The organism is Micromonospora sp. NBC_00421, assembly GCF_036017915.1.
GTDB lineage: Bacteria > Actinomycetota > Actinomycetes > Mycobacteriales > Micromonosporaceae > Micromonospora.
The window spans coordinates 1270117-1291585 of record NZ_CP107929.1 but is presented as its reverse complement, the minus strand read 5'-3'; the positions used below and the strand labels follow the sequence as shown (position 1 = coordinate 1291585).

Sequence of the window (21469 nt, the reverse complement as noted above, 5' to 3'; positions counted from 1 at the left end):
GTCGTGAGTCCGTATGACCAGCTTGCTGGCCTCGACCTGCCGAGTCTCCAGGTGTTGGAGGCGGCGTCGGCGCTGGGCGGCGCGGTCACCGAGGCGGAGGTGTCGGCGTTGGTCGGTGCCGACGCGACGCCCTATCTGCAGCGTGCCACCGATGCGGGGCTGCTCGGGCGGCTGCGGAGCCGGTTCGCGGTGAGCGGCATCCTGCGAGAGGTCTTCGACCGTCCGCTGGGTGTCGGCCCCGCCGCAGGTCAGCTCGCCGCGGTGCTGAACGTCGAGGACCTGAAGGTGATCACGGGCAACCTGGGGTTGCCCACGAAGGGCCGCAAGGCGGACCTGCTGGAGGCGCTGGCGGAGTTCTTCCTCCACCCGGACAACGTGCACGCTCTGGTCAAGCGGATGCCGGCCGCGACCCGGTCGCTGGTGCAGGAGGCCGACCGTGAGGGCGGGCGGATCCGCCGCTACGGCGGCAGCGGCATTGCCCACCGCATTCGGTACCAACCCCGCTACCGGCAGGTGCATCCGCTGGACTGGGCCGAGGAGCACGGGTTGGTCTACCGCGTCACCTGGGAGGACTACCAGCTGGCGGGTCAGGTCGCGCTCGCGCTGCGAGGCGTGGACTACCGGGCGCCGTTCCAGCCGCAGGAACCGCCTGTCGCCTGGCACACCCCGGAACCGGTGACCGTACGCCGCGACGCCCAGGCACAGGGCATCGCCGTGGTCGGATTGTTGGCGGCGCTGCTGGACGGGGCGGGACGCGAACCGCTGGCCACGGTCAAGGCCGGTGGCGTCGGCGTGCGGGAGCTGAACCGGACGGCGAAGGCGCTCGGTGTGACGACACCGACGGTACGACTGCTGCTGGCCGTCGCCACGGAGGCCGGGCTGGCCGAACTCGGCACACGCGTGATCCCGACGGCCGGGTACGACCGCTGGCTCACCCGTGGTCTGGACCGCCGGCTCGCGGTGCTCCTCACGGCATGGCGCGACCTGGACTACCTGCCGTCGTCGCAGACCGGGCCATGGATGCCGGAATACGACGAGGCCTGGTCGGCGCACGCGCGGCTGGCCGCGCTGCGGGCATTGGGCCACCGGGCGACGACGAACCTCGATCAGGCGGCTCAGTGGACCTGGTGGCGCCAGCCGTTGACTTTCGGAAGCGCCACCACCGTACGCGGCCTGCTGGACGAGGCCACCACCCTGGGAGTCCTCGGCGCGGGCGCTGTCAGCCCCGCCGGCCAGGCGCTGCTCGCCGACGCGGACGTCGTCGAGGCCGTCGGCGACCTGGGCGAGGTCACCCCTACCGCCCGGTTGCAGGCGGACCTGACCGCGGTCGTGGCCGGAACACCAAGCCCAGAGCTGGCAGAGCTCCTCGGTGCCACCGCCGTCGTCGAGTCCCGCGGCACCGCCACGACCTGGCGCTTCAACCCGGCTACGGTACGCGGCGCGTACGACGCCGGCTGGACCAGGCAGCGCCTGACGAAGGCCCTGACGAAGATCGCCGAAGGCGGGCTGCCGCAACCACTTGCCTATCTGCTCGCCGACGTCGCCCGCCAACACGGGTCGGTACGCGTCTCGCCAGTGGTCAGCACCCTGGTCAGCGACGACACCGTGCTGCTGGCGCAGATCTGTGCCGACAAGCGGCTGGGCCCGCTCCACCTGCGTCTGCTCGCCCCGACCGTGCTGGCCAGCCAGGCCACCACGGCCGACACGACAGCCGCTCTCCGCAAGGCCGGCTACGCGCCCCGCCAGCAGCACGTCGACGGCCGGGACGTCATCGAGAAGACCCGCCGTCACCGCGCGTGACGCGCGGGAGAGCCCACCGACCTCGGCCGAGGCCGGGGCAGTCCTCCGCGCCGTACACGGGTATCGCGGCCGGGCCCGAACCCGACGTCGTCGGTCGGCGGTCTGCCGTCAGGGCGTGGCGGGGGGAACGTCGGCGTCACGTCCGGTCAGGGGCAGCCCGGCGGTGATGGCGATCCGGAGGACGGCCTCCTCCATCGAGGTCACCTCGGGCAGGACGACCTCGTCGTCGTACCCGACGACGTCGCGCGGGGCGTACCAGTCACGCATGTTGTCCGCCGTGAACTCCGTGGCCTGCGGGCGCAGCTCGTGCCGACGCAGGGTTTCCGACAGGGACACGTCGAGATAGACGAACAGCGTACGGCCGCGGTGGCCGTCGCGTAGGGAGGTGAGCATCCGACGGTAGCGGGCGGCGTGCATGATCCCCTCGAGGATCACGTGGTAGCCGTGGTCGAGGGCCATCCGGACCGTCTGCTCGATCAGGGCGGGTGCGAGCCCACCGGGCCGGTCCCGTTCCCGCAGCAGAATCCGGCGTAGGTAGTCCTGCTCGACCAGGGCACAGCCACGACCATGCCGCAGCCGCAACTGCCGGGCGATGCTGCTCTTGCCTGCACCGGAGTTCCCCCTGATACAGACCAGAATCGTCCCGGGGCTGCCGGTAGGGATCACATCGTTCATCGCGGCGCTCCTCCGGGCCGGTGGTCACCTGCGGCTACGGCACCGGTGTCGCGGTGGCCGTCGGCTTCGTCAGCAGCATCGATGACTGTCTCTTTTGCCGGTCCTGGCGCCATCTGGCGGCGTGGCCGGCGACGGTATTTCCCGGCGCAGCCACGACTCTTCCATATGTCATCGCGCCGACACGGCATGGAAACACTCCGGGCTCGGCGTCCCCCGTCGATGGGAGAAACCTGTCATGGGCAAGGTAGGGAAACGGGTCCGCCGCTCGACGTTGGCCGTGCTCACGGGCGCGGCGCTGGCCGGCCTGCTGGCGGTCACCGCAGCCGCCGCGGCACCCGGCGAGGCACCGCAGAAGAGGGCCGCCGCGGCGGCCCGCACCGACGTCTACCTCAAGGACGTCACCGCCGACACCGGCGTCCAACCACACTCGTACAGCCCGCTGTGGGCCAGCCCCGACATCAAGGTCTGCCCGACCGCCGTGGAGTGTGCCGTCAGCCAGAACCCGATCGTCGGTGTCACCAACTACCTCTTCCTGAAGTTGCGCAACAACGGCCCGTACGGCTCGGGCATCGACAACGGAGTGCTGCGGGTCTACCGGACGACCCCGGGCGGCGGCGCCACCTGGCCGACGCACTGGACCCAGATCGGCGCGGCCAGCGTGACCGTCTACCCGGGTGTCACCACGGTGACGATCCCGTGGACCGGGGTGCCCGGACCGGGGCACTTCTGCCTGTTGGCGCGCTGGGTGTCGCCCACCGACCCGATGACCTTCGAGGGCCCGAGCAACAGCGTCAACACCCTGCACAACAACAACATCGCCTGGCGCAACGTCGACTCGGTCCGGCTCACCGCGGGCGGGCCGCGGGTCGTCCGGCCATTCGCCATCGGCAACGTGACCACCGTGGAGACCAGGAACGACCTGGTCTTCACCCAGCCGGGAGAGCAGGCCCGGGGAGCCCGGGTCTTCGTCGACCTCGGCGCGACGCTGTTCGAGCGCTGGCAGGCCGCCGGCAAGATCGGTACGGGCGTCCGCCAGGTCGGCAAGACCGAGTTGGAGATCGTGGAACCGGCGAAGGCCAGCATCAGCGGGTTGATGCTGAAGCCCGGCGAGCGCCTCGAGTTCTCGCTGGCCTTCTCGGCCGAGACCGCCCTCGCCAAGGAGACCGCGCTCAACGTGACCCAGTTCGGGCCGGACGCCGACGGCACTGAGCGCGCCGACCTCGGTGGGGTGCAATACCTGCTGGCGGGCGAGCAGCGGGGGTAGCGCGGGTCACCGCCGCCTCCGGGTGGGGTGCGGGCCAGCCGGCCCGCACCCCACCTTCGTCGGTCCGGCCGAGGCCGGAGACCGGGTGCGCATCGCCTGCCGCACCACTGCCGGCGGGAGCGGATCTGCGGTCAGCGCAGACAGACCCAGGCGGTGGAGACCGCATACCCGACGGTGCGTGCGCACAACTGGACCGGACCCGACGGTGGGACGCCCAACGAGAAGAACCCCACCGCGTCCACCGGCACCTCGTCGTACGTGCCGGAGGCCGTCCGGGCACTCACCCGTCCACCGCCGGACGGGAAGAGCTGCCCGACGATCCCGGCGTCACTGACCTCGATCTCCACCACCACCGACCCGTTGCGGAAGGAGAGCGTCCGCGCGGACGCGGCAGACCGGGTCATCCCGACCAGCTCGGCGTCGACCGCCGAGTCGAACGTCAGCTCGGCGACGGCCAGTTCCGCGTCCGCGGTACGCCAGGTGAACGCCGCCAGCGCCGCGCTCAGGTAGGCCTCCGAGACCGGCCCGGTGTCCCACAACGCCGCGCCCAACTCCGTCGTCAGTGCCTCGTCATCGACCGGCGGCCACCGCTCCATCCGACTCACCCCCGTTCGTACCGATGGCGGATGCTCCGACGAACCCGACGATCGCCGGGCATTCCCGCAGCCTACGCAGGCAACGGGCCTGGGTGGGTCCGATGCTGCCGACCGGAATCCCCAACCGCTCGGCGACCTCCCGATAGCTCATCGGCGGGTCGGCCGTCAGCAGCGCCAACAACGCCTGACAGCGTGGTGGAAGCTGTACGAAGCCCTCGCGCAACGCCTGCCGTCGCTCCGCGCGCAGCAACTCGTCGTCCGGGGCTGGGGCCATCGCGGCCAACTCCCGGGAGAACCCGTGCCAGGTCTCGAGTGAATCGTCGTACGGGTCGACGGGCCGGGCCCGGCGGCTGAGGCGGGACAACCGGTAGCACTCGCGCCGGGTCGTGGTGGCCAGCCAGCCCGGCAGCGCCTCGGGTTCGCGTACCCGGCCGAGCTGCTCCACCAGGCGGAGCCAGACGGTCTGGTTGACATCGGCCGCATCGGCCCGACTGAGGTCGTACGCCCGGATGACCGAGTACACGAGCGGGGTGTACCGGCGCACCAGCTCGGCCCAGGCCGACTCGTCCCCGCCGGCGGCGGCGGACAGCAGGCTGGTCACGCTCGGACCGGTCACCGGGCCACCGCCCGGTCGTCGGTGCCGCTCATCCGACGAACACCCCGTAGTCGGGATGCCAGCTCGCCGCGGCGAGCAGGGTCGTGCGCGCCGCGTCCGCGCTGAGGCCCCCGGCGGTCATCAGGGCGGCGAGACGTCCGGAGACGTGTGCGGTGGCGAACGAGGTGCCGGCCCAGACGGCGAACCCGTGGAACTGCCGTACCGGCCGGCCGGGCAGCGGTAACTGCCCCTCGACGTAGGTGCTGTGGCGTTCACCGAGGGCGCAGGCGTCCACCCAGGGCCCGAAGCAGCTGTCGACGGCCGGCACCAGACCGCCGGCCGTCTGGCTGAGCGCCGCGACCGCCAGCACCCGGTCCAGGGCGGCGGGCCAGACCGGACGACTGGTGCCGGCGTTGCCTGCCGCCGCGACCACCGCGCTCGTCGCCGGCAGCGCCGCCAGCGCGTTGGCCAGGGGCAGCGAGGGTTGGTCGTCGAGGGTGTATCCCCCCAGCGAGAGGTTGAACACGGAGACCTGCGGCGCGAGCCGGCTCAGGGCGGCCACCACCGTCTCCTCGTCCCCCACACCTGTCGGATCCAGGGCCTGCTCCGGGTCGACGCGTACCCCCGGCGCAGCCTGCCGGACCACGCCGGCGACGAAGGTGCCGTGCCCTCCCTGCGGGGCGAGCACGTCGGTGTGGACGTAGAGCGGGTCCTCGTCGTCGAGCTGCGGCAGGTATGCGCCGCCGAGCCACTGCGGGTGGTAGCCGCCGGCCTGCCGCCAGATCCCGGTGTCGCAGATGCCGACGGTGACCCCCGTGCCCTCGCCGAGCCGGGTCGGGTCGGGCGGCGGCAGCGCCGCAGCCGAGCGGGGTGGCGTACCCGGGTTTCCCATGATGTTGCCCAGGCCGATCAGCACATGGTGCGGCTGCACCGCCGGCACCGGTTGACCGGGCCACTGTCGGGGGTCGCGTAGTTTCGTCACGACACCGGGGATGTCGGTTTCCCGATCGAACGACAGCCGGGTGACACCGGCGAAGCCGGCGCCGACGGTCACGGGATAGTCGTGGGCACGCAACCAGGCGGCGACCCGTTGGACGTCGACGTCGGCGGCGAGCAGTTGCCGGGGCCGGTAGAGGATCTCCCGACCCGGCGCGGTGTACCGGCGCACGTTCTGGTCGGCTGCCAGCGCCGCCTCGAACGCCTTCTGGTAGGCGGCGGCGTCCGAATCGCCAGCAGCGGCAGCCGGGCCTGGTGCGACGCCGAACGGTGCCGCCGCCGCCAACGCGGACAGCGCGAGAATCCGCCGCCGGGACAGCCGGCCGGCCGGACCCGGCACGGAAGGTTGGTCAGACGGCGGCACGGATCCTCCATGCTCATGAGAGAAGCGCGCCCACCGATGGCGGACGCCGCGAATTCCCCGACCGCCAATTATTCCAAACCATCGCCCTTTGTCAATTGCACAACCAGCGGGCCGAACCCATTGACGACATTCACGCGACGGATTCTCGACATTGACTCGCGGCTGGCCGTAGTGGACTCTCTAGGGCATGCCCGACAGCACCGGTCCCGGTGCCACGACGGCCCAGGCGGCACTCGACGCCGTCCAGCGATACCCACCCGAGGCGATCACGATCGCCCACCGGGTGCTCGCCAGCCAGACCGCCGACGACGACGAGCGCTCCACCGCCGAACGGGCCATCGGCCTGGCCCTGCGCGAGCTCAACGACCTGGCCGGCGCACTGCGCCACCTCCGCCGGGCGGTACGGGTCGCCGGCACCCCCCGTACCCAGGCACTGGCCCGGATGAGCCTCGGGTACGTGCTGGCCAATGCCGGTCGTACCGCTGCGGCGCTGCGGGCCGTGACCGCCGCGCTGCCCCAGCTCACGGGTGCCGACGCCGGCCGCGCCCGGATGCAGCGGGGGGTGGTGCTGCACTACCGCGGACGCTATGCCGAGGCGGTGCGCGACTACGGCATCGCCATCGACATAGCCCAACGCGAGGGCGACCCGCTGCTGGAGGCTCGCGCCCGCAACAACCGAGGACTACTCCACGCGCACCGGGGCGCCCCCGGCGGCACCGACGACGACCTCTCCCGGGCGGCGGCTGCCTTCCACCGGCTCGGACTCGACCTCGCGGCGGCGGACGCCCGCTGGAACAGCGGCATCGCCGCCGGGCAACGCGGCGAGATCGCCGTGGCGCTGCGCTGCTTCGCCGACGTCGACGAGGAGTACCGGCGGCTCGCCGTTCCCCGTCCGGCGCTGCTGCTGGACCGGTTCGAGCTGCTGCTGTCGGTGCCGCTGCTCGACGAGGCCGTCGAGGTCGCCGCCGCCGCCGTACGGGAGCTGCACCGCAGGGCGATGGCCTCGGACCTCGCCGAGGCACAGCTCGCCCAGGCGCGGGCCGCGCTGCTGGCCGACGACCTGGACACCGCCACCACGGCTGCCGCCCAGGCCCGGGGCGGCTTCCGGCGTCAGGGCCGCCGCACCTGGGCCGCCTTCGCCCGGCACGTCGAACTGCGCGCGGAGTTCCGCCGGGGCACCCGAACGGCTGCCCTGCTCACCGCGATGGTGCGGACGGCCGACCAACTCGACGCCACCGGCTGGCCGGGCCCGGCGCTGACCACCCGCATCGACGCCGGCCTGCTGGCCGCCGCATCGGGTCGCGTCGACCGGGCCGTGGCCCTGCTCGACGTGGCCGCCCAGGCCCGCCGTCGGGGCACCGCCCCCCGCCGCGCCCAGGGCTGGTACGCCCTGGGCCGGTCGCGTCGGCTCACCGGGGACGACCCCGGCGCGGCCCGCGCACTGCGCCGGGGACTGGCCGTACTCGACAAGCACCGCACGTCGCTCGGCGCCACCGAGCTACGCGCCCACAGCGGAACGTACGGACAGGAACTTGCCGCCGAGGGCCTCGACATGGCGGTGCGCGCCGGCTCCCCGGCCCGGACCCTGGCCTGGGCCGAACGGTGGCGGGCCAACACCCTACGGATGCGGCCGGCGCTGCCCCCTGACGACCCGGACCTGTTCGCGGCGCTCACCGAGCTCAGGCTCGTCAGTAGCCTGCTGGAGGACGCGGTGCTGGCCGGCCGACCGGCCCACGCCCTGCGCAGCCGGCAGGCCCGGCTGGAACGGCGCATCCAGGACCTGGCCCGGCGGGTGCCCGGGGGGAGCGGCGTGATGGCTCCGCCCGGCGTGGGCATGCTCGCCGGGCGGCTCGGCTCCCGCGTGCTGGTCGAGCTGGTCGCCCACGACGACCGGCTCCGGGCGGTGCTGGTCCGCGACGGCCGGGCCAGCCTGCACGACCTCGGCCCGCTCGCCGAGGCGGTGCACCTGGCCCGCTGGCACCGGTTCGCCCTGCGCCGACTGGTCACCACCGGCGACACGACCACCGCGCGGGCCGGGGCCAGCCACGCCGCGGCCACCCTCGACCACCAGCTCTTCGATCCGTTGCGGCGGCACCTCGGCGACCGCCCCCTGGTGGTCGTGCCGGTCGGGGCCCTGCACGCCGTACCGTGGTCGGGGTTGCCGACCTGCGCCGGACGTCCCGTGACGGTGGCCCCGTCGGCCACCGCCTGGCTCAGGGCGGACGGCCAGCCGCCGTCGGCCGGGCCCTCGGTCCTGGCCTGCGGGCCGCGCCTGCCCGCCGGCCGGACCGAGGTACGCCGACTCGCGCAGGTGCTGCCCGGGGCCACCCTGCTCACCGGTGCCGACGCCACCGCCGACGCGTTGACCGCGGCGCTGGACGGGGCCGGCCTGGTCCACATCGCCGCCCACGGCACCTTCCGCGCCGACAACCCGCAGTTCTCCACCCTGGAACTGGCCGACGGACCACTGTTCGCGTACGAGTGGGAGCGGGTCCCCCGTCCGCCCGGCTGCGTGGTGCTCTCCGCGTGCGACTCGGGGCTGACCGGGGTGCGTCCCGGCGACGAGGTCATGGGCTTCGCCGCCGTGCTGCTCGCCCTCGGCGCACGGTGCCTGATCGCCACCGTGCTGCCGGTGCCGGCCGACCCCACCACCGCGCTCATGCTGGATCTGCACCGACGGATGCGGGCCGGGGTCCGCCCGGCGCAGGCCCTCGCCGATGCCCAGCAGGCCTTCGTCACCTCCGGTGACAGCACCGCCCGGGCCACCGCGGCGGCGTTCGTCTGTCTCGGTGCCGGTTGACGCCGCACCGTTCACGCCGCAGGCCGACCGTCTGGGCGGCAGTGGTCAACCCAGCGCCGCGACCCGAGGACGCAGGCCGTCGATCAGCTCCGGCGGGGCGGCGAGCACCCGGCTGCCGCTCACCTCGACCGCGGCACCGGCCTCGACGGCGATCACCAGACCGGCCGCCCAGTCCCAGCGGAACGTACGGTCCTCGACGTACGCGTCGCAGCGGCCCGCCGCGATCCAGGCCAGGGCCAGCGCCGTCGAGCCCAACATCCGCACCCCGCGTACGTCGCCGGCCAGGTCGGTGACCACGGTCGCCTGCACCCGGCGGTGGGCGACGTCGTAGGCGTACCCGGTGGCGAGGACGACCTCGCCGAGCGCGACGCCGGCGGGCCGAGCCAGCGGCACGTCGTTCAGGAACGCGCCCCGGCCCCGGACGCCGCAGAACGTCTCGTCGTGCACCGGGTCGTGGACCACCCCGACGACGGGCCGCCAACCGTCCGGCGTCTGCTCCTCGCAGGCCACGCTGACGCACCAGAACGGCATCCCGGCGACGTAGTTGACGGTGCCGTCGAGGGGATCGAGCACCCAGCGCAACCCGGAACCGCCGACGTGGTCACTGCCTTCCTCGGCGAGGATGCCGTCGCCGGGCCGGCGGGCGCGCAGCAGCGCGACGATGCGCGCCTCGCTGGCCCGGTCCGCCTCGCTGACCAGGTCGGTGGAGGCGGTCTTGTAGTCGATGCGGCCGGGGTCGCCGAAGCGCAGCAGCAGCTCCCGGCCGCCGAGACGCGCCGCCTTCTCGGCGACCCGCCGGCAGTCGTCCAGCTCGGCGCCGGTGGCCATCGCGCCCTCCTCGGGTCGTCCGCAGGACCGGTCGAGATCGTCGCACCCGCACGGGCGAGGGCACCAGCCGGCCCGGTCGAAGGGGGCCGCCCCCCGGCGCGGCCATCCGGTGTGGACGATCGTCCGGCGGCGTCGCGCCGGACGCCGGACGGGGTACGGCGTACGTGCCGGTCCGGATGGGTGAGTCGAGGCCGGGAGCAGACGGCGCGGATGCTCCTGCGCGGGCCCCTACGGGCACCGCCTGCTGGGCATCGACGAGGAGCGTTCCCGGGCGTTCCAGGAGGAGATCGCCCTTGGCTGCGAGTGGGATCAAGCCCGGCTGGACCCGGATCACCTTCGGCTACTTCGTCTCCGACCTGGTCGCCGACTACCTGATCGACGCGGTCGACCTGGTCGCCCGCCAGGGGCACCGCCTGCTGCCCGACTACCGGCTTCGATGCCCGCAGCGGTCTACACCTCCCGCTGGCCTGCACGGTCCCCCTGGATGCGCCGTCGTCACGCTGACCGGTGACGAGTGGGCCGAGGCAGACGTGCGCGGGATACGGTCGTGGCGGATAATCGCCCGATGACAAATCCTGACCTCGATCCCGATGTCTATCCACCCCTCGACCCTCGGGAGCCCGTGCCGGACGACCTCGGCGAGCTTCTTCCCGACACACCCAGCGAGTTGCCGGAGGCACCGGTCGAGCCGATGCCCGACGACGGCGAGCCGGGAGCCGTGCCCGAGCCGGCATGACTCCCGGCGCTGGCGGAGCATCGATCAGCGGTCCGGGGCGGTCGGAGACCAGCGCCATGCGTCGAGCTTCCGGGGGTTCCGGACCACCCACACATGGCTGATCCTGCCAGTGCCGGTCGTGGCGAGTGCGAGCACGGCGAGAGTACGGCTCTGACGATCAGTCGCGATCAGGCCCGGCTCGCCGTTGACGATCTCCCCGCCGACGGCGGGGTCGGGTTGCCGGTCCCACACGCCGAGGAACACAGGCGCGATGATCCGGCGCGGCAGCTCAGTGCGGGGGTCGCGCGTGGTATCGAAGGAGCCGTGTCGGTACGGGGTTGCGGAGGTCCCCTGTCCCGCCCTCGCCGTCGTGGATCTGCACCCGGTAGTGTGCCGTGCCCTGTGCGCCGTCACCTGTGTGCTGTGCTGGGCGTGCGATGTGTGCCGGGGAATCGAACCCCTGCGCCTGCCCTCGGCGCGCCAGGAGTGAGCCGGAATACCCGCCGGCTCTCGGGTTCGTGCACGCCTCCACGTCGGCTACCTGCTCCGCAACCCGTCAGTCCAGCAGGTCCACCTCCCAGTTGCTCCGCTGGATCAGGGTGTCGACCTCGCGGAGCTGCCGGGCGAGATCGTCGGCCTGGCCGCGCAGTAGCGCCACCGGCAACGCCGGGATCATCTTCAGCTCCGACCGCAACTGCCGAAACCCGCGCTGGCCCTCCCCCGCAGCGGCGTCGGCGGCAGAGGTGACCACGCCGTGCCGCAACCGGAGCACGTCCCGGCGGGCCAGAGCATCGGTGAGCGTGCCACCGTCGACCACGGTCGCGGCGTTGGTGCGGTTGATCCGCCGGATCAGCGACTCCAGCTCACCGAGCACCCCGCCGACCTCCGCCAGGAGCGCCGCCGCCTCCTCCGCAGGCGACTCACCCTCCTGGAAACGGGCGCTGGCGACGATGCGGGCACGGAGTTGTTCGACGCGACGCGCCGCATCCGCGCGCAACGCAAGAGCCTCAGCAAGTTTCATAGGCACCAGTGACCAGCGAAGATCACCCACGCCTCCCCATTACGTCGACCATGCGAAGAACAGCAGCAGGCACGGTGCCCGGGGACGGAGCGCCGGCCGAGTCCCGGGCAGGAGGATCGGGCGCCGTTGTAGCCTCTGCGGATGGCTGATGCCGACGATGTACGCCGTCTGGCGCTCGCGCTGCCCCACGCGGTGGAGATTCCCAGCGACGGCTTCGACTTCCGCGTGGAGAACAAGGGTTTCGTCTGGTCTTATCCGGAACGCGTGCCGGGGAAACCGCGGGTGATCCGCACCGATGTCGCGGTGCTCCATGTCGGTGATGAGGGGGAGAAGCAGGCGCTGCTCCTCGGCGAGCCCGCCCTGTTCTTCACGACGGCCGGGTACGAGGGGCTGCCCCTGGTGATGGTGCGCCTCACCGAGGTGTCAGTCGAGCGGCTGGCCGAGCTGATCACCGATGCGTGGCGGATGCGGGCGCCCGCCGAACTGCAGGAGAGCCTGCAGGACGGGTGATCCCTGCGCTGACGGTACCCGGCTGCCGGCACGCTGCTGTGCGCGGCGACACCGCTGCCCGGAGGGCTGACGAGACTGTCCCGTCGGACCGTCGTGCCATGATGCCGCTCACCCAAGGCAAGGAGCACGGCGCAATGGCCACGGTGACGGTTCGGGACGAGACGGCGACCGGCAGGGCGATCGACCAGTGGCCGCTGGCCGGTCTGCCGGAGCGCATCTCCGCGCGGGAGCTGGTCCGGTTGCGGGTACGCGAGGAGGTGGCACGGTTCAATGCCGAGCAGGCCGACGTCTTCCGGGGTCTGGTACGGCCGACCGACGCGGAGGCGACGTTGAACGGCTACCGGGTCGGTCGGGGCCGGCGGCTGGACTGGGAACGTCAGGCGGACGCGGCCTGTGCCGCCTTCGCCCACAACGGCTTCGTGCTGCTGGTGGGTGAGCGCCAGGTCGAGGACCTTGATGAGGAGATCGACCTGCTCGTGGACCCCGAGGTGGCCTTCGTGCGGCTCGTCCCCCTGGTGGGTGGCTGACATGGCCGACTGGATGCGGTTGCTTCCCGCACTGAGCGCGACGGACCGCCTCAGGGTGGAGACCGGGATCGCCGAAGCCGACGCCCAGGTGCGGCCGCTGCTCCGGCGGGCGAGCACCTACCACTGGACGTCGTCGGTGACCCGTACGCCGGAGTGGGCCGTCACCGGGTCGTGGCCGACCGAGCTGCGCCGCCGCGCCGCGCTGGCCGTGCACCTGGAGGTGGCGGCCAGCTCGATGCCGTCCGCGCTGAACGAGGTGGTGCGGAGTCTCGTCGACGACGAACACGACTGGACCCGGGCGGACCTGCTGTGGAGTCTGGAGGTCGCCGGCCGGGGGCAGGGCTACGACAATGTCGCCTATCTGGAGCTGCCGGCGACGATCGCCGCGCACCTGGCTCCCGCCGACCTGGCCGATCTCGCGCCGGCGCTCGCGGCCCTGTTCGACGAACTCGCCGCGGGCCACCTCCCGACGGCCGGCCCTCGACGCCGGGTCGTCACGCTGATCGGGGAGGCGGTCGACCGCGCCACGGGTCGCCGCGTGCCGTCCCGGTTGCTGCACCACGGCGACGAGTTCGGTCCGCTCGTCCGCGCCGGCCTGGGTGACGTCCTCGCCGCGCCGGGTGTGCCCGAACTGCTGGCCCACTGCGCCTCGCTCGACAAGCCGACCGCACCGGCGAGATGGCTGCGCGGCCTCGACGAGCAGCTCAAGACCGCGACCGACGGGAGGAAGGCGGTCCGCGCGATCCTGGAGGCGTTCGCCGCCCACCGGCACTCCGTGCACGACGACTCGGACCGCCTCCTCCGTGGCCTGGTGTGGGCGCTGTCGCGGGAGTCGGACGAGGCGGCCACGGAACTGCTGGCGAGGGTCACCGCCGCCGCCTCGGCCGCGCCCCGCCAGGCGGCGGGCTTCCCCCATGCCCAGCGCACCGCGATCGCGGCCGTGCAACTGCTCACCGGGCGCGACGGTGAGACACCGGTGCGCACCCTGGCGCGGCTCGCGGTGACCGTGAAGAACAAGGCGGTACGCAGTCGGGTGCACACCGCGCTGACCCGCCTCGGCGCTCTGCGGGGGTGGTCACTGAGCGAGGTGCTGGAACTCGCCGTCGACGATCACGGGCTCGACCCGGCCGGGACCCGGCGGACCCCGGTCGGCCCGTACGAGGCGACGGTGCGGGTCGAGGGCGAGAAGGCCCGCCTGACCTTCGCCCGCGGCGACGTCGGGCTCAAGGGCGTTCCCGCGGTGCTCAAGGAGGCGCACGCCGACGAGCTGAAACAGCTGCGCGACTCGGTGAAGGCCGTCAACGCGACGCTGACCGCCGAGCGCCAACGGGTGGAGGCGCTGCTGTCCGAGGAGCGCACCTGGGCGTACCCGGACTGGGTGTCCCGCTTCCTGGACCACCCGGTCACCGGGACGTACGGGCGGCGGCTGCTCTGGGAGACCAGCACCGACGGACGCGACTGGTCGGCGGGCCTGCCCCGCGAGGACGCCGACGGCTGGACGGTCGCCGGTCTCGACGGGCGGCCGGCGCGTGGTGACCGGGTCCGGCTGTGGCACCCCATCCGCGCCGGGGTGGACGAGATCCTCGCCTGGCGTGAACGGGTGCTCGCCACCGGCCTGACGCAGCCGTTCAAGCAGGCCTTCCGCGAGGTCTACCTGCTCACCCCGGCCGAGGAGCGGACCGGTTCCTACTCCAACCGGTTCGCCGCGCACATCCTGCGCTACCGCCAGGCGAACGCGCTCATGCGCGCCCGCGGCTGGCAGGCCGGCTACCTGGGCACCTGGGACGGCGGGTACGACAGCGAAGCCACGAAGCTCTTCGGCGGCGGTGCGTGGCGGGCGTCCTTCCACCACCATCTGGTCGGCACGGACGATCCCCGGAACTACGACGTCGACCACTGCGCCACCGATCAGGTGCGGTTCGCCCGATCCGACGGCGCGACCTGGCAACCCGTACCGGTCGCGGACGTACCGCCACTGGTGTTCACCGAGGCGATGCGGGACGTGGACCTCTTCGTCGGCGTCACCTCGATCGCCACCGACCCGCAGTGGGCCGACCGCGGCGAGGACCGGTTCCGGGACTACTGGCACAGCACCGTGGTCGGGGCGCTGACCCCGTCGGCGGAGGTACGCCGCGACGCCCTGGCCCGGCTCCTCCCCCGGATGGCCATCGCCGGCCGGGCCACCCTCGCGGACCGTTACCTGCACGTACGCGGGAACCTGCGCGGCTACCGGATCCACCTCGGCTCGGGCAACGTCATGATGGAGCCCCACGACGCCTACCTGTGCATCGTCCCCGCGCGCGGGGGCACCGGGCGGCTGCACCTGCCGTTCGACGACGACCCGATGCTGTCGACGATCCTGTCGAAGGCGATCATGCTCGCCGCCGACGACACCATCACCGACCCCACCGTGCTGCGGCAGTTCGCCTGATGACCACTGGAGCACTGGACCCCCGGGACGGGGCAGCGGAGGACGACTCCTACGCATGAGGCAGGTGCGGCCACTGATAGGTCGTAGGTGCCGCAGTCGCCAGTCGTAACCACTCTTCCGAGCAGCAGTTGCGTACCGGTAGGGTGCCCGGTGTGACGGTGTTTCGGATCGGTGAAGCCGCGGATCTGCTCGGCGTGAGCGTGGACACGGTGCGCCGCTGGGTGGATGCGGGCCGACTGCCAGCCATCCGGGACGAGCAGGGCCACCGGGCGATCGACGGCGTCGAGTTGGCCGGATTCGTCCGTGCGCAGGCGGGCCAACCGGACGGCCGGTCGGAGGAGTCCTCGGCGCGCAACCGGCTGCGGGGGATCGTCACCGCGGTCGCCAAGGACACGGTGATGGCCCAGGTGGACATCCAGGCCGGGCCGTTCCGGATCGTCTCGCTGATGAGCCGGGAAGCGGTCGAGGAACTGGGCCTGCAGGTCGGCTCCGTCGCGGTCGCGGTGATCAAATCCACCACGGTGGTGGTGGAGCGGTCAGGCCCGACGCACAGGACCCGGGCCGGCGCGTGAGCGCGGGCACCGCGACCTTCGGGGAGGAGAAGCAGGTGGGTGCACGTTTCGTCCGCGCCGTGCTGGCCGGGGTGACGGCCCTCGCGGTCGCCGGGCTGGCCGGCTGCGGCGGCAACAAGGCAGGCTCGCCGGGCGCGGCCCCGTCCGGCACCGGGGTGACCGGGACGGTCACCGTGTTCGCGGCGGCGTCGCTTACCGAGTCGTTCACCCGGATCGGCAAGGACTTCGAGGCCGCCCACCCCGGGGTGGTGGTCAGGTTCAACTTCGCCGGCAGTTCCGCGCTGGCCACCCAGATCAACCAGGGCGCGCCGGCGGACGTGTTCGCCTCGGCCGCGCCGAAGAACATGCAGCCGGTCACCGATGCCGGCAACGCCGACGGTGCCCCCGTCGTCTTCGCGAAGAACCAACTGGTCATCGCCGTGCCCGAGGGCAACCCGAAAGGCATCGGGGCGCTGACCGACCTCACCAGGCCCGGCCTGAAGGTCGCCCGCTGCGCCGAGCAGGTGCCCTGCGGCGCGGCGGCCACCAGGGTCCTGACCGCCGCGCAGGTGGAACTCACCCCGGTCACGTTGGAGCAGGACGTCAAGGGCGCCCTGTCGAAGGTGAAGCTCGGTGAGGTCGACGCCGCCCTGGTCTACCGCACCGACACCAGGGCCGCCGACGCCGACGTCGACGGGGTGGAGTTCCCCGAATCCGCCGGCGCGATCAACGACTACCCCATCGTGGTGCTGAAGAACGCAGCCAACAAACCCGGCGCGCAGGCCTTCGTCGCCTTCGTCCGCTCCGGGCAGGGCACCACCGTCCTGACCGCCGCCGGCTTCCAGACCCCGTGACCGGCCCGGGTGACGCGTGACCTCGACCGGTGAACGCCCGGTCCGAGCGGACGAGCCCGTCCGGACCGGGCCGCCACGCCGCCGCCGGGCGCAACGCGTACCGGCGGCGCTGCTGACCCCGGCGCTGCTGGGTCTGCTGTTCCTGGTACTGCCGCTGGCCGGGCTGGTGGCCCGCGCCCCCTGGAGCAGCCTGCCGCAGCGGCTCACCGAGCCCGGCGCGTTGACCGCGCTCCGGCTGTCCCTGCAGACCGCCAGCGTCGCCACCGTCGGGTGCCTGTTGCTGGGCGTGCCGCTGGCCTGGCTGCTGGCCCGTACCCGGTTCCCCGGCCGGCGGGTGGTCCGCGCGCTGGTCACGGTCCCGCTGGTCCTGCCGCCGGTGGTCGGCGGGGTGGCGCTGCTCCTGGTGTTCGGCCGCCGGGGCCTGCTCGGCACATGGCTGGACAGCACGTTCGGCTACACCCTGCCGTTCACCACCACCGGCGTGATCGTCGCCGAGGCGTTCGTCGCGATGCCGTTCCTGGTCATCGCCGTCGAAGGCGCACTACGCGGGGCCGACGCCCGCTACGAGGAGGCCGCCGCCACCCTCGGCGCCGGACGCTGGACCACCTTCACCCACGTCACCCTGCCCCTGGTGGCACCGGGCGTCGCCGCGGGAGCGGTGCTGTGCTGGGCCCGGGCTCTCGGCGAGTTCGGCGCCACGATCACCTTCGCCGGCAACTATCCCGGTATCACCCAGACCATGCCGCTGGCCGTCTACCAGACCATCGAGGGCGGCGACCTGGACGGCGCGGTCGTCCTCAGCCTGGTCCTGCTGACCGTGTCCGTGGCCATCCTCGCCGGCCTCCGCGACAAGTGGATCACCAGCCCATGACCGACACCCGGTCCACCCGCTCCCCCGTGGCGGACGCCCACCTCGTCGTCGACCGGGGAACCTTCCGCCTCGACCTGCGACTGCGGGTCGAGGCCGGCGAAGTGGTCGCCCTACTCGGCCCCAACGGCGCCGGCAAGACCACCGCCCTGCGCGCCCTCGCCGGTCTGCAAGCACTGACCGCCGGCCACCTGAGCCTCGCCGGGCGCGACGTGGACCGGCCCGACCAGGACCACTGGACACCCCCCGAACACCGGCCGATCGGCGTGGTCTTCCAGGACTACCTCCTCTTCCCGCACCTCAGCGCGCTCGACAACGTCGCCTTCGGGCCGCGTCGCCGGGGTGCCGACCGGCGCACCGCCCGTCGGCAGGCCGCCGCCTGGCTCGACCGGGTCGGCCTGGCCGCACAGGCACGCAGCAAGCCGAGACAGCTCTCCGGCGGGCAGGCACAGCGGGTCGCGCTCGCCCGCGCCCTGGCCCTCGACCCGGTGCTACTGCTGCTCGACGAACCCCTCGCCGCACTCGACGCCCGCACCCGACTCGACACCCGCGCCGAACTCCACAGGCACCTCGACGCCCATCCCGGCGGCACCCTCCTGGTCACCCATGACCCGCTCGACGCCCTGGTCCTGGCCGATCGGCTCGTCATCATCGAGGACGGCCGGGTCGTGCAGGACGGCGACGCCGCCACCGTCACCGCCCGGCCCCGCACCGACTACGTCGCCCGACTCGTCGGCCTCAACCTCTACCGCGGCACCGCCGACGGCCACACCGTCCGCGTCGACGACCAGCTCACCCTCACCGTCGCCGACCCTCTGCACGGCGACGCGTTCGTCGCGTTCCCACCCTCCGCCGTCGCCCTGCACCCGCACCGGCCCGACGGCAGCCCCCGCAACACCTGGCCCGCCGTCATCACCGGCCTGCAACGCCACGGCGACAACCTGCGAGTCCAACTGGACGGCCCGATCGCCGCCGTCGCCGACATCACCCCCGCCGCCGCCAGCCACCTCGACCTGGGGCCCGGCCGATCCGTGTGGGCCGCCGTCAAGGTCACCGAGACCCGCGCCTACCCCGCCGGCGCCGACGGACACCCACCGCCCACCGCAGCATGACGACCACCACCGGACGGAGCAGCGGCCACCATGCTTCGGGGTACGGGCCCCACCAGGCTCGTGACCGGACGCCCGGATCGACGCGTCAGCCGCCGACGCTCCGTCCGCGCCGACGCTCGCCAGCACTGAATCCTGCGGACCACCTACCGGCCGACCCGTCGGGCCGGGTGCATCCCGCCCGATCGGTCGTTCGCCTCACACCTCGCGTGCTGCCGCCTGGACGGTGTGCCGCATCAGCAGCATGGTCGTCACCGGCCCGACACCGCCGGGAACGGGCGTCAGGGAACCGGCCCGCTGTGCGCCGTCCGGATCGACATCACCGGCGAGGCCACCGTCGGCGGTCGGATTCGTACCCACGTCGATGACGACCGCGCCGGGCTTGATGTGCTCCGCGCCCACCAGATGGGCGCGGCCCACCGCCGCCACGAGGACGTCCGCGTCCGCGCAGACCCGGGGTAGATCCCTGGTACGGGAATGGCAGACCGTCACCGTGGCGTGTTCCGCGAGGAGCAGCAGCGCGGCCGGCTTGCCGACCACCGTGGACCGGCCGACGACCACGGCATGGGCACCGGCCAGGTCGGCCTCTTCACGGCGCAGGATCTCCAGCACGGCGGCGGCGGTGGCCGGGGCGTAGGTCGGCAGGCCGGCGACAAGACGGCCCAGGCTGACCGGGTTGGCGCCGTCGACGTCCTTCGCCGGCGCGATGTGCCGGCCGACGGTGTCCAGGGTGACGCCCTCGGGCAGCGGCGTCTGGCAGATGATGCCGTGCACTGTCGGGTCGGCCGACAGCTCGTCGAGATGCTTGGCGATGGACCTCCCGTCCGGGTCGGTCAGCGTGTCGACCCGGCAGGTGATGCCGACCCTGGCGGCGGCCCGTTCGATCGACCGGACGTACCAGGCGGTAGCCTCGTCGCCGGTCGGGACGACCACGGCCAGCGTCGGCACGACGCCCCGCGCGGTGAGCTCGGTGACAGCGGCGGTGACCTCGGCGGCGATGGCGGCGGCGATGGCCCGACCGTCGATGAGCCTCACGTGTGGATCCTCTCCCGTACGGCGTTCACGATGTCGTCCGCGGCGGCGGCAGCGGCCGCGTGCCTGTCCACTTCGACACGCAACCCGGCCCGACGCTCCTCGTCCTTCATCGCTCCCAGATTGATCTCGACGTTGATGACGGCGGCATCGAGAGCGGCACGGGCGGAGGCCGCCGCCACGGCGACGTCGGACAGGACGTTGACGTTCGCACCCGGCAGGACGCGACCGGTGAGCTCGATGATCTCCGCGGCCACGGCAGCCACACGCAGCGGCACCGCCGCGGCTCCCACGAGCGCCGCCTGGATGGCGGCCGTCCGGGTCGTCCGATCCGCGTCGGTCTCCTTGGGAAGCTTGTATGCATCGGTGACAGCGCCGAAGGCGGCCGCGTCGTCGTCGGCGAGTTGAACCGCCTGCGCACGCAGCCGGGTGGCCGCGTCCAGAGCCTCCCGCATGATCGGCTCGTGTTCGGCGTACTTCGGCTTCCCGATCGTCAGGTTGCACACCATCGACACGAGCGCCGCGCCGACGGCGGCGTTCATCGCCGCCGCCGCACCACCGCCGGGTGCCGGGGCGGCGGAGGCGAGATCGTCGAGCCAGGAACCGATGGGCTGATCGCGCACGGTGCAGGGTCCCCTCGTCAGGCGGGTCGGATGCCGACCCAGCGTATGGTGACCTGCCGGCGGGCCCGCAGCCGGGACGGCACCGTTCACCACGACCGGGAGGGCGGACCATCCCAGCCGGGAAAGCGGACCACCACGGCCGGGAGAGCGGACGTCGGACACGAAGGCGGACGTCGGACAGGAGGGACACGCACCGCGCGGGAACCGTGCTCGGCGCGACCCGGCACGGCTGCGCCCGGTGTGCCACGATGCTGCGGTGACAGTGATCGAGGTCGTCACGGGCGACATCACCAGGGAGAGCGTGGACGCCATCGTCAATGCCGCCAACGGGTCCCTGCTGGGTGGCGGTGGTGTCGACGGTGCCATCCATCGTGCGGCCGGGCCCCGGCTGGCCCGGGCCGGGGGCGCGATCGGCCCGTGCGCGCCGGGCGACGCGATGCCGACCCCGGCGTTCGACCTCGACCCACCCGTACGGCACGTCATCCACACCGTCGGGCCGGTCTGGGCGGGCGGCGGCCACGGTGAGGCCGAGGTGCTGGCCTCGTGTTACCGCAGGAGCCTGCAGGTCGCCGACGACCTCGACGCCCGTACCGTCGCCTTCCCCGCCATCGCCACCGGCGTGTACGGCTACCCGCCCGAGCGGGCCGCCCGGATCGCCATCGCGACGATCAGGTCGACCCCGACGAACGTCCGACGGGTACGACTCGTCGCCTTCGACGAGGACACCCACGCGCACCTGACGGCCGCACTGGCAGCGGCCGACTGACCCGCTCGGGCCTTCCGCCGGCCGGAGCCGGGCCACTGGCGCGGCTGGCGAGGTCGACGGGCCACGGGATGGCAGGGTGGGAGGCATGGACAGGAGACAGGTCGACGACTGGCTCGCCGGCTACGAACGGGCCTGGCGGACACCGGGCACGGATGCGCTTGTCACCCTCTTCACCGAGGATGCGAGCTACCAGCAGGGGCCGTACTGGACGCCGGTAGTGGGCCTGGCGGCCATCGCCCGGATGTGGGAGGAGCACCGCGAGGGCCCCGCCGAGGTGTTCCGGATGACCTGGGAGATCGTCGCCGTCGACGGCGACACCGCGGTGTCGCGCCACGAGGTCCGTTACGGCGATCCGGTCGCCCAGGAGTACCGAGACCTGTGGGTGATGCGGTTCGCCGACGACGGGCGGTGCCGGTCGTTCGAGGAGTGGCCGTTCTGGCCGGGTCAGCAGCCCGAAGGAGCGTGACCGGGCCGGTGGCCACCTGACGGCAGGCCGGGGCCCGGCATGTGCCGTCGCCTACCGGCCGCCGGGAGGCCCGTGGCT

23 protein-coding genes are annotated in these 21469 nt (G+C 73.0%); 14 read left to right on the top strand and 9 right to left on the bottom strand.

Annotated elements, in window-relative coordinates; all coding sequences use genetic code 11:
- Positions 1 to 3 precede the first annotated feature (3 nt).
- Positions 4 to 1800 (top strand): helicase-associated domain-containing protein, encoded by a 1797-nt coding sequence (locus OHQ87_RS05950; RefSeq protein WP_328345667.1) that lies wholly within the window; start codon positions 4 to 6, stop codon positions 1798 to 1800.
- 108 nt (positions 1801 to 1908) lie between these two features.
- Here OHQ87_RS05950 and OHQ87_RS05945 read toward each other — a convergent pair whose 3' ends face one another.
- Positions 1909 to 2475 carry a kinase gene (locus OHQ87_RS05945; RefSeq protein WP_328345665.1) on the bottom strand — a complete coding sequence of 189 codons (567 nt, stop codon included), beginning with the start codon at positions 2473 to 2475 and terminating at the stop codon, positions 1909 to 1911.
- Between the two features lie 235 nt (positions 2476 to 2710).
- Between OHQ87_RS05945 and OHQ87_RS05940 the strand changes: the two genes are divergently transcribed.
- Entirely contained in the window at positions 2711 to 3739 is a 1029-nt protein-coding gene (locus OHQ87_RS05940) for a hypothetical protein (RefSeq protein ID WP_328345663.1), read from the top strand.
- Between the two features lie 131 nt (positions 3740 to 3870).
- Here the strand turns inward: OHQ87_RS05940 and OHQ87_RS05935 are convergent, their stop codons facing one another.
- Genes OHQ87_RS05935 through OHQ87_RS05925 form a run of 3 tightly spaced genes read right to left on the bottom strand, consistent with a single transcriptional unit; the run spans position 3871 to position 6290 of the window.
- Positions 3871 to 4335, bottom strand: a complete 465-nt coding sequence (locus OHQ87_RS05935) for a hypothetical protein (protein ID WP_328345661.1) — start codon at positions 4333 to 4335, stop codon at positions 3871 to 3873.
- Complete coding sequence (locus OHQ87_RS05930; protein ID WP_328345659.1) at positions 4310 to 4951, bottom strand: RNA polymerase sigma factor; 642 nt, start codon at positions 4949 to 4951, stop codon at positions 4310 to 4312. Before OHQ87_RS05930 ends, OHQ87_RS05935 begins: the two co-directional genes overlap by 26 nt.
- A 28-nt stretch (positions 4952 to 4979) precedes the next feature.
- Positions 4980 to 6290, bottom strand: coding sequence for a S8/S53 family peptidase (locus OHQ87_RS05925; protein WP_328345658.1), 1311 nt, complete (start codon positions 6288 to 6290; stop codon positions 4980 to 4982).
- Between the two features lie 187 nt (positions 6291 to 6477).
- On the opposite strand from OHQ87_RS05925, the gene OHQ87_RS05920 reads away from it, so the two are divergent.
- Positions 6478 to 9090 carry a CHAT domain-containing protein gene (locus OHQ87_RS05920; protein ID WP_328345656.1) on the top strand — a complete coding sequence of 871 codons (2613 nt, stop codon included), beginning with the start codon at positions 6478 to 6480 and terminating at the stop codon, positions 9088 to 9090.
- Between the two features lie 45 nt (positions 9091 to 9135).
- Here OHQ87_RS05920 and OHQ87_RS05915 read toward each other — a convergent pair whose 3' ends face one another.
- Positions 9136 to 9918 (bottom strand): inositol monophosphatase family protein, encoded by a 783-nt coding sequence (locus OHQ87_RS05915; protein ID WP_328345654.1) that lies wholly within the window; start codon positions 9916 to 9918, stop codon positions 9136 to 9138.
- A gap of 293 nt (positions 9919 to 10211) precedes the next feature.
- Here OHQ87_RS05915 and OHQ87_RS05910 point away from each other — a divergent pair, with 293 nt between their 5' ends.
- Complete coding sequence (locus OHQ87_RS05910) at positions 10212 to 10487, top strand: hypothetical protein (RefSeq protein ID WP_328345652.1); 276 nt, start codon at positions 10212 to 10214, stop codon at positions 10485 to 10487.
- Positions 10484 to 10654, top strand: a complete 171-nt coding sequence (locus OHQ87_RS05905) for a hypothetical protein (protein WP_328345650.1) — start codon at positions 10484 to 10486, stop codon at positions 10652 to 10654. The genes OHQ87_RS05910 and OHQ87_RS05905 overlap by 4 nt, the downstream gene beginning before the upstream one ends.
- 24 nt (positions 10655 to 10678) lie before the next feature.
- Here OHQ87_RS05905 and OHQ87_RS05900 read toward each other — a convergent pair whose 3' ends face one another.
- Together OHQ87_RS05900 and OHQ87_RS05895 are read right to left on the bottom strand one after the other, a co-directional pair.
- On the bottom strand, positions 10679 to 10897 hold the full coding sequence (locus OHQ87_RS05900; protein WP_328345648.1) for a hypothetical protein: 219 nt from the start codon (positions 10895 to 10897) through the stop codon (positions 10679 to 10681).
- A 292-nt stretch (positions 10898 to 11189) separates the two neighbouring features.
- The gene (locus OHQ87_RS05895; protein ID WP_328345646.1) at positions 11190 to 11654 is read right to left on the bottom strand and encodes a DIP1984 family protein; all 465 of its coding nucleotides are present in this window, start codon (positions 11652 to 11654) and stop codon (positions 11190 to 11192) included.
- Positions 11655 to 11795: 141 nt separating this feature from the next.
- On the opposite strand from OHQ87_RS05895, the gene OHQ87_RS05890 reads away from it, so the two are divergent.
- From OHQ87_RS05890 to OHQ87_RS05860, 7 genes are all read left to right on the top strand, one after another.
- Complete coding sequence (locus OHQ87_RS05890; RefSeq protein WP_328345644.1) at positions 11796 to 12164, top strand: MmcQ/YjbR family DNA-binding protein; 369 nt, start codon at positions 11796 to 11798, stop codon at positions 12162 to 12164.
- 134 nt (positions 12165 to 12298) lie between these two features.
- A complete protein-coding gene (locus OHQ87_RS05885) occupies positions 12299 to 12691 on the top strand; it encodes a hypothetical protein (protein ID WP_328345642.1) in 393 nt (130 codons plus the stop codon).
- A 1-nt stretch (position 12692) separates the two neighbouring features.
- Positions 12693 to 15122: a DUF4132 domain-containing protein gene (locus OHQ87_RS05880; protein ID WP_328345640.1), complete on the top strand. Its 2430-nt coding sequence runs from the start codon at positions 12693 to 12695 to the stop codon at positions 15120 to 15122.
- Positions 15123 to 15274: 152 nt separating this feature from the next.
- Entirely contained in the window at positions 15275 to 15694 is a 420-nt protein-coding gene (locus OHQ87_RS05875) for a TOBE domain-containing protein (RefSeq protein WP_328345638.1), read from the top strand.
- A gap of 35 nt (positions 15695 to 15729) precedes the next feature.
- Positions 15730 to 16527, top strand: coding sequence for a molybdate ABC transporter substrate-binding protein (gene modA / locus OHQ87_RS05870; RefSeq protein ID WP_328345636.1), 798 nt, complete (start codon positions 15730 to 15732; stop codon positions 16525 to 16527).
- Positions 16528 to 16543: 16 nt separating this feature from the next.
- The gene (locus OHQ87_RS05865) at positions 16544 to 17398 is read left to right on the top strand and encodes an ABC transporter permease (RefSeq protein WP_442930689.1); all 855 of its coding nucleotides are present in this window, start codon (positions 16544 to 16546) and stop codon (positions 17396 to 17398) included.
- Positions 17395 to 18507: an ABC transporter ATP-binding protein gene (locus OHQ87_RS05860; protein ID WP_328345634.1), complete on the top strand. Its 1113-nt coding sequence runs from the start codon at positions 17395 to 17397 to the stop codon at positions 18505 to 18507. Before OHQ87_RS05865 ends, OHQ87_RS05860 begins: the two co-directional genes overlap by 4 nt.
- 195 nt (positions 18508 to 18702) lie before the next feature.
- Here OHQ87_RS05860 and OHQ87_RS05855 read toward each other — a convergent pair whose 3' ends face one another.
- Together OHQ87_RS05855 and OHQ87_RS05850 are read right to left on the bottom strand one after the other, a co-directional pair.
- Entirely contained in the window at positions 18703 to 19539 is an 837-nt protein-coding gene (locus OHQ87_RS05855; protein WP_328345632.1) for a bifunctional 5,10-methylenetetrahydrofolate dehydrogenase/5,10-methenyltetrahydrofolate cyclohydrolase, read from the bottom strand.
- On the bottom strand, positions 19536 to 20447 hold the full coding sequence (locus OHQ87_RS05850; RefSeq protein ID WP_328348759.1) for a cyclodeaminase/cyclohydrolase family protein: 912 nt from the start codon (positions 20445 to 20447) through the stop codon (positions 19536 to 19538). The genes OHQ87_RS05855 and OHQ87_RS05850 overlap by 4 nt, the downstream gene beginning before the upstream one ends.
- On the opposite strand from OHQ87_RS05850, the gene OHQ87_RS05845 reads away from it, so the two are divergent.
- Together OHQ87_RS05845 and OHQ87_RS05840 are read left to right on the top strand one after the other, a co-directional pair.
- On the top strand, positions 20416 to 20925 hold the full coding sequence (locus OHQ87_RS05845) for an O-acetyl-ADP-ribose deacetylase (protein WP_328345630.1): 510 nt from the start codon (positions 20416 to 20418) through the stop codon (positions 20923 to 20925). The two genes, OHQ87_RS05850 and OHQ87_RS05845, sit on opposite strands and share 32 nt — an antisense overlap.
- 85 nt (positions 20926 to 21010) lie before the next feature.
- A complete protein-coding gene (locus OHQ87_RS05840; protein ID WP_328345628.1) occupies positions 21011 to 21391 on the top strand; it encodes a nuclear transport factor 2 family protein in 381 nt (126 codons plus the stop codon).
- Positions 21392 to 21469 lie beyond the last annotated feature (78 nt).

Bases quoted from the DNA above. Each gene is read 5' to 3' on its own strand.
- OHQ87_RS05860 (WP_328345634.1), top strand. From the start codon at position 17,395: ATGACCGACACCCGGTCCACCCGCTCCCCCGTGGCGGACGCCCACCTC.
- OHQ87_RS05945 (WP_328345665.1), bottom strand. From the start codon at position 2,475: ATGAACGATGTGATCCCTACCGGCAGCCCCGGGACGATTCTGGTCTGT.
- OHQ87_RS05885 (WP_328345642.1), top strand. From the start codon at position 12,299: ATGGCCACGGTGACGGTTCGGGACGAGACGGCGACCGGCAGGGCGATC.
- OHQ87_RS05920 (WP_328345656.1), top strand. From the start codon at position 6,478: ATGCCCGACAGCACCGGTCCCGGTGCCACGACGGCCCAGGCGGCACTC.
- OHQ87_RS05940 (WP_328345663.1), top strand. From the start codon at position 2,711: ATGGGCAAGGTAGGGAAACGGGTCCGCCGCTCGACGTTGGCCGTGCTC.
- OHQ87_RS05905 (WP_328345650.1), top strand. From the start codon at position 10,484: ATGACAAATCCTGACCTCGATCCCGATGTCTATCCACCCCTCGACCCT.
- OHQ87_RS05890 (WP_328345644.1), top strand. From the start codon at position 11,796: ATGGCTGATGCCGACGATGTACGCCGTCTGGCGCTCGCGCTGCCCCAC.
- OHQ87_RS05895 (WP_328345646.1), bottom strand. From the start codon at position 11,654: ATGAAACTTGCTGAGGCTCTTGCGTTGCGCGCGGATGCGGCGCGTCGC.
- OHQ87_RS05840 (WP_328345628.1), top strand. From the start codon at position 21,011: ATGGACAGGAGACAGGTCGACGACTGGCTCGCCGGCTACGAACGGGCC.
- OHQ87_RS05850 (WP_328348759.1), bottom strand. From the start codon at position 20,447: ATGTCGCCCGTGACGACCTCGATCACTGTCACCGCAGCATCGTGGCAC.
- OHQ87_RS05915 (WP_328345654.1), bottom strand. From the start codon at position 9,918: ATGGCCACCGGCGCCGAGCTGGACGACTGCCGGCGGGTCGCCGAGAAG.
- OHQ87_RS05935 (WP_328345661.1), bottom strand. From the start codon at position 4,335: ATGGAGCGGTGGCCGCCGGTCGATGACGAGGCACTGACGACGGAGTTG.
- OHQ87_RS05880 (WP_328345640.1), top strand. From the start codon at position 12,693: ATGGCCGACTGGATGCGGTTGCTTCCCGCACTGAGCGCGACGGACCGC.